19 protein-coding genes and 1 tRNA gene are annotated in these 11758 nt (G+C 55.4%); all 20 read left to right on the top strand.

The features are described from left to right. Positions 1-47: 47 nt before the first annotated feature. Positions 48-1562, top strand: a complete 1515-nt coding sequence (locus tag MTHE_RS07150; protein WP_011696538.1) for a methanogenesis marker 14 protein — start codon at positions 48-50, stop codon at positions 1560-1562. Then, entirely contained in the window at positions 1559-2239 is a 681-nt protein-coding gene (locus MTHE_RS07145; protein ID WP_011696537.1) for a hypothetical protein, read from the top strand. The genes MTHE_RS07150 and MTHE_RS07145 overlap by 4 nt, the downstream gene beginning before the upstream one ends. A 95-nt stretch (positions 2240-2334) precedes the next feature. Continuing rightward, positions 2335-2922 (top strand): 50S ribosomal protein L15e, encoded by a 588-nt coding sequence (locus MTHE_RS07140; RefSeq protein ID WP_175266071.1) that lies wholly within the window; start codon positions 2335-2337, stop codon positions 2920-2922. Further along, positions 2919-3335, top strand: a complete 417-nt coding sequence (locus MTHE_RS07135; RefSeq protein ID WP_011696535.1) for an RNA-binding domain-containing protein — start codon at positions 2919-2921, stop codon at positions 3333-3335. The genes MTHE_RS07140 and MTHE_RS07135 overlap by 4 nt, the downstream gene beginning before the upstream one ends. 11 nt (positions 3336-3346) lie before the next feature. Continuing rightward, a complete protein-coding gene (locus MTHE_RS07130) occupies positions 3347-4048 on the top strand; it encodes an RNase P subunit p30 family protein (protein WP_011696534.1) in 702 nt (233 codons plus the stop codon). Next, positions 4049-4573, top strand: a complete 525-nt coding sequence (locus MTHE_RS07125; protein ID WP_011696533.1) for an Rpp14/Pop5 family protein — start codon at positions 4049-4051, stop codon at positions 4571-4573. Continuing rightward, on the top strand, positions 4545-5285 hold the full coding sequence (gene psmA, locus MTHE_RS07120; protein WP_175265904.1) for an archaeal proteasome endopeptidase complex subunit alpha: 741 nt from the start codon (positions 4545-4547) through the stop codon (positions 5283-5285). Before MTHE_RS07125 ends, psmA begins: the two co-directional genes overlap by 29 nt. Before the next feature lies 1 nt (position 5286). After that, entirely contained in the window at positions 5287-5985 is a 699-nt protein-coding gene (locus tag MTHE_RS07115; protein WP_011696531.1) for a ribosome assembly factor SBDS, read from the top strand. A 10-nt stretch (positions 5986-5995) separates the two neighbouring features. Continuing rightward, positions 5996-6661 carry an exosome complex RNA-binding protein Rrp4 gene (gene rrp4 / locus MTHE_RS07110; RefSeq protein WP_011696530.1) on the top strand — a complete coding sequence of 222 codons (666 nt, stop codon included), beginning with the start codon at positions 5996-5998 and terminating at the stop codon, positions 6659-6661. Positions 6662-6665: 4 nt separating this feature from the next. Next, positions 6666-7403, top strand: a complete 738-nt coding sequence (gene rrp41, locus MTHE_RS07105; RefSeq protein WP_011696529.1) for an exosome complex exonuclease Rrp41 — start codon at positions 6666-6668, stop codon at positions 7401-7403. Then, positions 7400-8173, top strand: coding sequence for an exosome complex protein Rrp42 (gene rrp42 / locus MTHE_RS07100; RefSeq protein WP_011696528.1), 774 nt, complete (start codon positions 7400-7402; stop codon positions 8171-8173). Before rrp41 ends, rrp42 begins: the two co-directional genes overlap by 4 nt. 6 nt (positions 8174-8179) lie before the next feature. Beyond that, complete coding sequence (locus MTHE_RS07095) at positions 8180-8464, top strand: 50S ribosomal protein L37ae (RefSeq protein ID WP_011696527.1); 285 nt, start codon at positions 8180-8182, stop codon at positions 8462-8464. Further along, positions 8465-8602 carry a DNA-directed RNA polymerase subunit P gene (locus MTHE_RS07090; protein ID WP_011696526.1) on the top strand — a complete coding sequence of 46 codons (138 nt, stop codon included), beginning with the start codon at positions 8465-8467 and terminating at the stop codon, positions 8600-8602. It begins immediately after the preceding gene. A gap of 4 nt (positions 8603-8606) precedes the next feature. Continuing rightward, positions 8607-8834, top strand: coding sequence for a KEOPS complex subunit Pcc1 (locus tag MTHE_RS07085; protein ID WP_011696525.1), 228 nt, complete (start codon positions 8607-8609; stop codon positions 8832-8834). Continuing rightward, positions 8831-9193: a prefoldin subunit beta gene (locus MTHE_RS07080; RefSeq protein ID WP_011696524.1), complete on the top strand. Its 363-nt coding sequence runs from the start codon at positions 8831-8833 to the stop codon at positions 9191-9193. Before MTHE_RS07085 ends, MTHE_RS07080 begins: the two co-directional genes overlap by 4 nt. Before the next feature lie 8 nt (positions 9194-9201). Beyond that, positions 9202-9276, top strand: a tRNA-Arg gene (locus MTHE_RS07075). Positions 9277-9296: 20 nt separating this feature from the next. Further along, positions 9297-9482: a CooT family nickel-binding protein gene (locus tag MTHE_RS07070; RefSeq protein ID WP_011696523.1), complete on the top strand. Its 186-nt coding sequence runs from the start codon at positions 9297-9299 to the stop codon at positions 9480-9482. Positions 9483-9889: 407 nt separating this feature from the next. Beyond that, on the top strand, positions 9890-10414 hold the full coding sequence (locus MTHE_RS07065) for a hypothetical protein (protein ID WP_011696522.1): 525 nt from the start codon (positions 9890-9892) through the stop codon (positions 10412-10414). Between the two features lie 43 nt (positions 10415-10457). Further along, positions 10458-11330: a shikimate kinase gene (locus MTHE_RS07060; RefSeq protein WP_175266070.1), complete on the top strand. Its 873-nt coding sequence runs from the start codon at positions 10458-10460 to the stop codon at positions 11328-11330. After that, positions 11327-11614, top strand: coding sequence for a chorismate mutase (locus MTHE_RS07055; protein WP_011696520.1), 288 nt, complete (start codon positions 11327-11329; stop codon positions 11612-11614). The genes MTHE_RS07060 and MTHE_RS07055 overlap by 4 nt, the downstream gene beginning before the upstream one ends. The last annotated feature ends 144 nt before the right edge of the window (positions 11615-11758 follow it).

The raw sequence follows: 11758 nt of genomic DNA, 5'->3' as shown, positions 1-11758 counted from the left end.
ATGAATTCTCCAAAGGTTTTAATGTCTGTCATGTATACGCGGAACTCATGAATATCTCCCGTCGTCTCTTCAAGCCAAAACCAAGGATAGCTGAAAGCCCGCCGGTCAAGCTGCTGGAGCTCAGGAGCAAGCCGTACTACATAGTCGCATCCGTGGAGGTGGGAAATACAACGACAAAATCGATACTCACAGCCACTGATATGGACACAGGCAAGACGCAGATAGTCAACAAGACCGTCCGCATGACCAGGGATGTTAGGCCTCCGAAGCCTGGCGAGGAGATATTCGGCAGGACCATATGTGGCACGCCACTCACAAAGGAATCGATCGCCGAGCTTGTCAGGGATACTCTGCTTGAGAGCCATCAGGCAGCAGGCCTGCTGATTGAACGGGATCTGAACTTCGTGGTGAGGTCCACAGGTGTCGTCGCCGAGTTCGACTCACCCGAGGAGGTCGGCATATTCATCCAGGCGCTGGCGCAGGGCTGTCTCGATGCCGGCGTGCCTCCAAGACTGATGACACCTGCGATGTCCATCTACAACATCCCTGAGAGGTTCCGCAGGTACTCACTCATAGAGAAGATCGTCTTTAACGGGCCTGTGGCGTCTGTCTGGCCACCGATGGGCGCGACTGGAGTGGAGATCGTGGCAAACGAGATGGAGGGCGAGCTTGCAACAGCTGGTATAAAGCAGGGTGCAAAGTGGACTGATGTTGATTTCAGGAACCCGTGTCTTGCAATGGACTTCGGCACGACCCTGGATGGGAGGATAACGAGCGAGGAGATCCCCTATGCGAGGACGATAGGAAACTTCTGTGGTGTAGCAGGCGCCATACCTGATGCGGTGGTCAGGGGTACCGGTCTTGTGGATGCAACAACGGGAACAGCACTTGACATCTTTAAAGATAAGAACTCAGGTGTGAACAAGAAGGCGAGGCTCTACGCCGAGGAGATAGATCTCCTGATAAAGATAGAGCGCGTGCCGGTCGGAACGAAGCGGTACGGCTATGTTCCCCTTGATGCCGCAGCAGCGCAGAAGCTGGGGGTCGTGCTGATAGGCTGCGACTGTGGTGAGAATGGCTCGAAGCTCAACGAGCTCTCGGAGATCGGTGGAGAGATATACAGGAGGGATGGTCTGAAGGTGCTCTCCGCCACGCTCGATCTTGTGAGCGCGAAGATCGCCAGGAGGCTCGTTGAGGTCGCGATCGAGGAGGGGCTTGTCACAAAAAGAACAGCGATAGGCGTCACGGGAAGAGCTGGGATATCGGGGAACAAGCCGGAGCTCATCCTCGAGGAGATCGGCAAGCTGGGATTGTATGATGAGCCTGAGAAGAATATCGTTTTTGTGGACGATGGACTCGCGCGCGGCGCTGCTGTCATGGCGAGATGCATGAACTCGATGGGTACGCCAAAGAACCCGATGGGAGGGATCAGGGGGGGCAGGTGCATACTCAAAGAGCGGATCGAGTATGAGAAGAACAAGCTCCCGACAGCAGGCATACCGCAGGCTGATAAGAGAAGTATGGTAAGCGATTATGTCGCAGAGGGCCACCTGAGAAGATGAGGCTCAAGGTGAAAGAGGGCTCGGAGGTACCGGTCTCCATAATTTCGATGGATTCATGCAAGAGGTATCTGTGGATATCCATGGAGAGGATACCGGAGGAGCGGTTCCCGCCGTGCATAAGGAACATGCTCCACCGCGCATCTGAGGAGGGCAGCAACAGGGCCGGAGCTGTTCTCGCCTCATTTCTCGGCCAGGCAGGCTGGAGCGAGGGTGATGCCCTGAAGCTCTGGAAGATCTTCGCTGAGAGGACCGGCCTGAGTGAATCTCTTTTCAGGAAGTGGTTCGCCAGGATGAACTGCCCCTCGTGCCGCACGATAAAGAGCGAGGCCAGGGGATACCCGGATCTGGGGCTACAGGGATTGAGCTACTGCGAGCCCGACGAGCGATGCAGAGATATATCCTGGCCTGTCGCATACTCTCTCGACGATCCAGACTGGGGCTGGCTCAAACCCCTGGGCAGGAAGAACAGGGTGCGCGTCTACAACTGGATCACGGCCCGCGAGGAGGAGCTGGAGGTATCGGATGATCTGAGGGGTGAGATCGAGAAGATCCTCGCAGAGATCGGATCCGAGCAGCAGATATTCGTGACCAAGACCAGGGAGGGTGGGAGGCTCAGAATCAGGTTTCTCGTGAGGGACTCGGAGCTGAGAAAGAGCGTCCTCTCAGACCTTCTCTGAAGACGATTCCCTGAAAAGGTTTATCTTCTAGGAGCGCTTTTGCCAACCACGCCTGGGATGTGACCTGCAGGTTGAACCAGGCTGAGGTGAACGGATTGAGGTCTTTCTACGGATACATAAAAGATGCCTGGAACTCTCCCGCGAAGAGCTATGTTGGAAGGCTCAGAGCGCAGAGGATGATAGCCTGGCGGCGTGAGATGAGCGTTCAGAGGATCGAGCGGCCGACGAGGCTCGACAGGGCCAGGGCGCTTGGATACAAGGCGAAGCAAGGCATAGTGCTGGCCAGGGTGAGGGTGAGAAGAGGCGCCCTCCGGAAGTCCAGGTACGTCAGGAACAGAAGGACGAAGCACATGGCCATGCACAGGCAGAACCCGGGAAAGAGCCTCCAGCGGATCGCGGAGGAGAGGGCATCCAGGCGCTTCAGAAACATGGAGGTCCTTAACTCGTACTGGGTTGGGCAGGACGGCAGACACAAGTGGTTTGAGGTGATACTTGTAGACCCGAACCACCCGGCAATTAAGAGCGACAGAGATCTCAGCTGGATCTGCGGCGGCTCTCACAGAGGCAGGGCCGAGAGGGGCAAGACCAGCGCAGGCAAGAAGGGACGCGGTCTCCGCAGGAAGGGCTTCGGGACAGAGAAGACCCGCCCCAGCATAAGGGCTCATGACGGTAGGGGTAAGTGATCCACAGAGTTCACTTCAGAGCGTTCGTGTCGGTAACCGAGGATGAGGAGAGGGTCAGGAGAGCCCTTTCGATCTTCGTCCCCCTCGATCACATCAGGTCAACCAGGGCCAGTGGTTACTACGGGAACCCGATAACCATTCTGGAGGCAGAGCTGCGTAGGAAGGAGGGGCTGGAGTTCATTCACATGCTCAGAGAGCAGCTCTCCGCGGGTGAGCTCTCCCGGCTGCGCAGGGAGATCCCTGAGAGAGTTGATGAAGACTGCAAGCTGCATCTCCGTCTGGATAAGCAGGCCGCGTACAGGGGGATGGTCAGGCTCTCTGAGGCCGGGGACGCGATAGATGTGTCGGTGCATGTTGCAACATATCCCTCCAGGTATGAGGAGGCTGTGAGGCTGCTCAGGGAGATCATTTAAGGGGAGCCTCCATGTACTATGAGCCAAGGGTTCATGTGATGCCCCAGGGTTCATCATCTCCCAGCAGGATGGCAATTGTTGCCCGGAGGTTGGGGTTCAGTGGCATAATCGTGATGGGCATCAACGGATCCGGAGACCTCCAGGGGCTGGATGCTGCATACAGGATAGGCGGCATAAGCGTAGCCAGAGGGGTCGAGGTCGCATCAAAGGATCCGAGGAGCCTGAAGGGGAGGATCTCCTCTCTGAGGGATCGCTATCCGTTTCTCGCAGTTCATGCGACCAGCGAGCCCGTGCTTCGAGAGGCCCTTGACGATCCCAGGGTGGATCTGGTTTTGAATGCCGGATTCAGGCTGACAGTCCCAGAGGCCAGATCTGCCAGGAGGAATCAGGTGGCTCTCGCCATCGATCTCCAGCCGATGATCCGGCTCAGGGGGGTATCTAGGTCGAGATGGCTGGATCTGCAGAGGTACAACGTGCGGGTTGCAAGGAAGTTTGGGATTCCGCTTGTTATAACAGCTAGCCCGAGATCACATCTGGATCTGAGAGCGCCGAGGGATATGATAGCAATGGCTCATATACTTGGGATCACCAGGGAGGAGGCCATTGATGCGCTCCGGCTGCCAGGCAGGATCCTTGAGATGAACCAGCGGAGGTGGGCATCTCCCGGGGTGGAGGTGCTTGAGACAGGTCGAAATGAGGAGCGTGGGATCTGATTGAGGAGCAGACTGCCGGTGATGCGGGACAGGCGGCGTTATTTGGTCTTCGAGCTTGAGTCCGAGGGGCATCTCGATGCCAGGGATGTCTCGATCGAGATTCAGTCCTCCTACCTGAGCCTCTTCGGGGATTCAGGAGGCGCCAGCCCCAGGCTAATATCTTTCGACGGGCGCTTTGGCATAGTGAGGTGCAGAAATGGTCATGTGGAGGAGCTGAGAGCATCTCTTGCAACCATTCATGCAATCGCAGGATTCCGGGCTGCGATACGGATCCGTGGCGTCTCCGGGACGATCAAAACCGCCACAGAAAAGTATATACCGCAATCTAGCATAAAACCGGAGGAGCATCGGAGAAGAGTAGACCTAAAGGGAATTTCTGGAGTGATTGTGAGCACCCGCGGTCATGAGATCGATGTATCTCCGGATGACCATATAGAGGGTCTGGATACCAGATATCTGGGTCTTACATATTTTGACTTGGAAGGAGGATGTGATTATGCAGATGGCACCTCAGATGGGGTATGACCGGGCGATCACAGTGTTCAGCCCGGACGGCCGGCTCTTTCAGGTTGAGTACGCGAGAGAGGCGGTCAGGCGAGGCACGACTGCGGTGGGCATAAAGGCCACGGATGGGGTCGCGGTTCTTGTTGATAAGAGAATAACGAGCAGGCTCATGGAGCCGGAGTCGATAGAGAAGATTTTCCAGATAGACACTCACATAGGTGCTGCAACATCCGGGCTTGTTGCGGATGCCAGGATACTGGTTGACAGGGCGAGGGTCGAGTGTCAGATAAACAGGCTGATCTACGATGAGAGAATCGGCGTTGAGGCACTCTCGAAGAAGATATGCGACTTCAAGCAGACCTACACCCAGTACGGCGGTGTCAGGCCATTTGGAACAGCTCTCCTCATAATAGGGGCTGAGGATAACAGGGTGAGGCTCTTCGAGACGGATCCCAGCGGTGCGCTCCTCGAGTACAAGGCAACAGGGATAGGGGCTGGCAGAGCAGCCGTCATGGAGGTCTTCGAGGCGAAGTACCGTGAGGATATGAACATGAGGGAGGCCATTCTCCTCGGGCTTGAGGCCCTCTACAGGGCATCAGAGGGGAAGCTCGACGCCTCGACGACGGAGATAGGGGTTATAATGCTGGAGGACAAGAAGTTCCGCAAGCTCGAGGAGTCTGAGGTCGCTGAGTACATCGAGATGCTGAAATCACAGCTCGGAGGCGAGGCCTAGGATGGTAAAGCTCGATGAGGCTGTTCCCGCGAGGCTGAAGAGCCACGGCGCGGTCTTCGAGGTTCTTGTGGATCCCGATGGAGCCCTTGCGATGCGCCGCGGGGAGGATGTCAGAATAGAGGACATACTCGCGGTCGAGGATGTCTTCGAGAACGCGAGCAGAGGGGATAGAAGCGCTGAGGAGGACCTCCTCAAGGCTTTCGGCACAACAGATCCTCTCGCAATAGCGGAGATCATCATAAAGAAGGGCGAGATCAGCCTCACGGCAGAGCAGCGCCGGAGGGTCATAGAGTCCAAGAAGCGGCAGGTAATCGAGCTGATCGCGAGGAATGCGATAAACCCGCAGACCAGGACACCACATCCTCCATCGAGGATCGAGCAGGCGATGGCAGAGGCAAAGGTTCACATCGATCCGACGAAGTCCCTCGAGGAGCTTGTCGCGATAACGATGAAGGCCATACGCCCCATAATCCCCATAAGGTTCGAGGAGGTTGAGGTCGCGGTGAAGGTTCCTGCGAGCTATGCTGCGAAGTCTTACGGCGAGATATCAACCTTCGGCAAGCTCGTGAGGGAGGCATGGCAGAACGACGGCTCCTGGATCGGGGTTATCAGGATCCCTGCAGGGATGCAGACGGAGTTCTACTCTCTCGTGAACAGGCTCACAAAGGGTGATGCGGAGACCAAGCTGCTGAAGCACTGAGGATCTTGTGATGGACCGCAAAATCGTGATACCCGGGGATCTGCTCTCTGAGGACACAAGGAGAGCGGGTGAAGGCACATACGTGAGGAACGGCAAGGTGTACTCTCTTCTCTACGGGATTGCCAGCTTCAGGGACAGGATCAGCGTGATCCCCCTTGCAGGCAAGTATATCCCTGCGGTCGGGGATAACGTGATCGGAGTCGTCAAGGACATAACATTCTCGAACTGGATTCTGGATATCAACTCACCCTACGACGGTCTCCTTCACATCTCCGAGTTTCCAAAGAAGATAGATGTCGAGGATATGTCAAAGTATCTTCGCATAGGCAGCTCGGTCATGGCCAGGGTGAAGGATGTCGATCCCGCGATGAAGGTGGAGCTGACCCTGAACGACAGGAGGCTTGGCGTCATCAAGACGGGGAGGGTCGTGGAGATAAGCCACACCAGGGTTCCGAGGCTCATAGGAAAGGGCGGTTCGATGATAAGCATGCTCAAGAAGGAGCTGAACTGCAACATATTCGTCGGGCAGAACGGCAGGATATGGGTCAGCGGGAACGAGGAGGATATGGACCTGGCCTTGAAGACCATACTCCTGATCGAGAGGGAGGCCCACACGAACGGCCTCACAGACAGGATTGTTGAGTACATTAAGGATGCGAGAAGGGCCAGAGGATGATTATATGGATGAGAGGGTATTCATAAAGGATGGAATTCGTCTTGACGGCAGACGCTTCGATGAGCTCCGGCCCATAAAGATGGAGGTTGGCGTGCTCAAAAGAGCCGATGGCTCATGCTACATGGAGATGGGTGATAACAAGGTCATAGCTGCTGTGTACGGACCGCGGGAGGTCCATCCCAGGCATCTCCAGGAGGTCAACAGGGCCATAATAAGGTACAGATACAACATGGCCTCCTTCTCCGTGGAGGAGCGGAGGAGGCCCGGACCAGACAGAAGAAGCTACGAGCTCTCGAAGGTCAGCCGTGAGGCCCTGGAGCCTGTGATACTGACCTCATACTTTCCGAAGTCTGTTATAGACATATTCGTGGAGGTGCTACAGGCAGACGCCGGAACCAGGACTGCAGGGATAAATGCGGCATCTGTTGCGCTCGCAGACGCGGGCATTCCTATGAGAAGCCTTGTATCGTCATGTGCAGCCGGGAAGGTTGATGGCCAAATAGTCCTGGATCCCATGAAGGATGAGGATAACTTCGGCCAGGCGGACATGCCGATCGCGATAACGCCCACCGGCGAGATCACGCTATTGCAGATGGACGGGATCTTGACCAGGGATGAGTTCCGCCAGGCGATGGAGCTCGCGAAGAAGGGGTGCCAGGAGATCTACAAGATCCAGAGAAGGGTGCTCATAGAGAGATACAGCCAGTTCGAGGACCTTCAGGATGAGGGGAGCAGAAGATGAGCAGTGTGATATCTGAGATAAGAAAGGACTACCTGTACAACCTGCTGCTGCGCGGCGAGCGTGCAGATGGGAGATCCTTTACTCAATACAGGCCGATAGAGATCGAGAGGAACATAATAAAAAAAGCTGAAGGCAGCGCTCTTGTCAAGCTCGGAAAAACCCAGGTCATGGTCGGGATCAAGATACAGCCGGGCGAGCCGTTCCCGGACGCTCCAAACCGTGGTGTTATAGTAACGAATGCAGAGCTTGTGCCGCTGGCATCTCCGATATTCGAGCCGGGACCGCCGAACGAGTACGGAATAGAGCTCGCGCGGGTTGTCGACAGGGGAGTTCGCGAGTCTGGTTCTGTTGATCTCGATGCACTCTGCATCGTTCCCGGGGAGAAGGTCTGGATAATATTCATAGACATACACATACTGGATGACTGTGGGAATATCATGGATGCATCCAGCCTCGGCGCCATCGCAGCGCTTCTCGGAGCCACTGTGCCGGCGAGCCGGTTCGGTCTCGGCGAGGACTTCCAGCTTCCGGTCAGGGATATACCCATAGCCACGACAGCCGTCGAATTCGGGGATGTTGTTCTCTTCGATCCGGATGTGGATGAGGAGGCAATAGCCGATGCCAAGCTCACAGTGATAACAAAGGCAGACGGTACGATATGCGGGATGCAGAAGAGCGGGCCGGGGATGCTCTCTGAGGATCAGGTGTACCGCATTGTTGATATAGCATGTGATAATGCTAGGGAGATCCGAGAGAAGTTTCTGGAATGATGCATTATGGTCAAGCAATTCAAGAAGGGTAGGAAGACCAGGTCCGCAGCCAGGTTCGGGCCCAGGTATGGAAGAAAGATCAGAAAGCTCGTAGCCGATATCGAGGAGAAAAGCAGGGTCAGGTATGACTGCCCTAGGTGCAACAGGACCAGGGTCAGGAGAGTCGGCACTGCGATATGGCAGTGCTCCAAGTGCGGCTATGAGTTCGCAGGCGGCACATACCTTCCGGTGACATCCGCCGGAAGATCTGTTGTGAGATCCATGATAAAGAGGGCGATGGAGACGGAGTAGATGGCCTACAAGTGTGCCAGGTGCAAGAGGACCGTGGAAGTTGATTATGAGTACGCAGGCGTGAGATGCCCCTACTGCGGCCACAGAATACTTATGAAGGAACGGCCGACAACCGTAAAGCGGATGAAGGCGATCTGATGGTATGAGGGGCCGCGCAGAGATCATCTTTGAGCTGCCGGATTCAGAGGTTGTGCTCAATGCACTGAAACCGGAGCTTGATGACGATCTCCATCGTGGAAGGGTGGAGATTCGTGCTGCGAATAATGGGTTGTTGCTGACCGTCGAGGGTGATGATGTGGTCTCCCTGAGAGCGGCCCTGAACACCTGGCTGAGGCTGGTCAGGATATGTGTGGAGATGATTGAGATATGAGCGGAGAGTTACCCCCACAGGTGCAGAATCAGCTTGCTCAGCTGCAGCAGCTGCAGCAGCAGGCTCAAGCACTGGTTGCGCAGAAGAGCCAGATTGAACTCCTCAAGAAAGAAGCTGAGGCTGCGATCAAGGAGCTGGACAAGTCTCCGGACGATGTGGTGGTCTACAAGAATGTCGGCGAGCTCATGCTCAGATCCGACAAGGCGACGTTGATGACAGAGCTGAAGGAGAGGGTGGATCTTCTCGATCTCCGCCTGAAGACGGTTGCCAAGCAGGAGGAGCGGATACAGTCGAGGTTCAATCAGCTTCAGGACCAGCTGAGGCAGTCGCTTGGCCAGATGCCGCCAAGGGGCGGCTGAAACCGAATGGACCCGTGGCTTAGCCAGGATATAGCACCGGGCTTCTAACCCGGGGGTCGCGGGTTCGAGTCCCGCCGGGTCCGTCATATCCATTGGTGATGTTATGTGTGAGCTGTCGGTCTACATGGTTGCCGGTGGCAAGAAGGAGCTTGTAATGGAGAGCGTGGTCAGGATCGTTGTCATGGATGGCAGGATTCTATTCGAGGGAATACTCGGGGGATCGATGGAGGTTGACGGTAAGCTCAAGGAGGTCAACATACTCTCGCAGGAGGTCCTGATAGAGGCATGAGAGCGGATATGCAGCACACCTGAATTGTGCTGTTGCTGTTCTTCGTTCTCTCTGGGGCAATCTCAAACGGGCAATCTCAAACTGCATGGCAATAGATGGGGCAATCCCGTTGTGCCTATACCATCATCCCATGCGACCTGCCGGTGGCGCTGGCTGCATTTGCTCGATATCGTGAGCGTATTTGAGTTGCGGTCGACTGAAGTCGCCATCATTGGGGATTGTTCATCCCAGAAATCTGCCAAGAGGGCAGTTCATATCAACGTATTGAGCATGTTACGCTAGCTATCTTGGGACCAGCTCACAGCATACTCCATGTGCCAGCTCTGTTATGATCCCATTTGATGGTTTCTTGAGTTCCGCATCCTGATGGGAATTTTTTTATAAAAGCTTGTTTCAGACATTCGTTCATGATCGAGCTCAGGAGCGATCCTTATGTCCTCAAGCCGAGGGTGGCCCCCTCAACCGAGAGCGATTTCAGGATACATCTGAACATCGGATGGTGCAGGGGTGTTCTCTTCAATGTCGTCGCTCTCAAGAACTCCGTGGCAATAGTGGAGTACGATGCCATACTCTGGTCAGAGGACTCGGTTATGTTCGTGGAATACAAGGATTCCGTGGCAGCATACAAGAGCCTCTCAGCAAGAAGAATACAGCAGATGGACGGCCTGGCGAAGAATATTGCAAGGGGACTCGGGTACAGAAGATACTGCTTCATCATCGTCGTGAGGGATCTGCAGGAGACAACATCGAGGGGTGGCGTTGATGTCATTCCGCTTTACATGCTGGGCAGCTACGAGCCCTCTTTTGAATCAACATACAGCGAGCTCGATTATTTGGATAAGCTCATGGCGAAGTACACCCGTGAGGAGAAGCTGGAGTTCGTGATGGAGCTCGAGAAGCTGAAAAGAATGATCGAGACAGGTTTGGCGTGAGATCTTCTCTTAACATCGTATGGAGCATGCCGGCAAAGGGGTCATCACCATGAGGGGATACGCCACTGCATACGGCGCAGCAACTGTGCTGAACGCCATCGCGAACTGGAAGGGCTCTGCGTTCGGAATATCGCTCCGAACATCAGCAGAGGTTGTGCTCGACGATTCTGAGGGTGTGAGAGGGGATGTGGAAGGCATCGATACCACGCTCATCGTAAGATGTGTTGAGAGTGTGTTGAGCCATTTCGATCTCGATTACGGGGGTGTTGTGAGGACGAGAAGCGAGATACCGGTCGCAAGCGGTCTGAAGTCGAGCAGTGCTGCTGCAAACGCCGCGGTTCTCGCTACCGTGGATGCACTGGGCGAGGAGATCGATATGATCGATGCGGTGCGCATTGGGGTCGAGGCGGCTCTCGACGCAGGCGTCACGGTGACCGGTGCGTTCGATGACGCGTGCGCCTCCATGCTCGGCGGTGTTGTGGTGACGGACAATTTGAAGAGATGTCTCCTGAAAAGAGATGAGCTTCACTCAGATGTGGTGCTCCTCATCCCTGAGGAACAGTTCTTCTCCAGAGATGTTGACGTGGAGAGGTGCAGAGCGCTCTCCAGGGTTGCTGATGCTGTGTTTGAGATGGCGATTGAGGGGGATTATGCAGGAGCGATGACACTGAACGGGCTACTGTACTGCACAGCGCTCCGCAGGTCTCCGGAGCCGATCGTCCTTGCGCTCAGGGCTGGTGCAGCCGGAGCGACTCTCTCCGGCACCGGACCAGCATACGCTGCACTCGTCGATGATATCTCAGGAGATGATGTTGTGGAGGCATGGTCATCTCTCGGCGGAAGGATCATAAGGGCAGCGGTTGAGAACAGAAGCGCCAGGATGGGGCAGGCGGATCTCTTTCAGGAGGGGATATGATGGGCTTGGTTGAGCACAGGTTGGAGGTACAGAAAATAGACGAGGAGATATTGAGGCTGATACAGAAGCGCATGGCTCTTGCAGAGAAGATCTACAGGGATAAGGCAGCGCTCGGCCTCTCGATATCCGATCCGGATCAGGAGGCACTGGTGCTCAGCAGGGCTGTGGATATGGCCACGGAGCTCGGTCTCGATCCGGGAAGCATAAAGAGCATATTCAGGATACTCATCGACATGAGCCTCCAGAAGCAGCACGGACTTCATGGCGAGGACAACCTGCCATGAGTGGAGCTCCTAAAAATCACATCATCTGGTTCAGGACCACCATGCGACCTGTTGGGGATGTGGCATTTTGAGATCCGCTCATCGGATGTGTTCGAATAAGGATTAGGTGTTTATGATGTGCAGAAGAGGGAAGATCCAGATTTT

This window comes from Methanothrix thermoacetophila PT, from assembly GCF_000014945.1.
GTDB lineage: Archaea > Halobacteriota > Methanosarcinia > Methanotrichales > Methanotrichaceae > Methanothrix_B > Methanothrix_B thermoacetophila.
The sequence above is the reverse complement of the archived record's forward strand: the minus strand, read 5'-3'. Positions and strand labels throughout refer to the sequence as shown.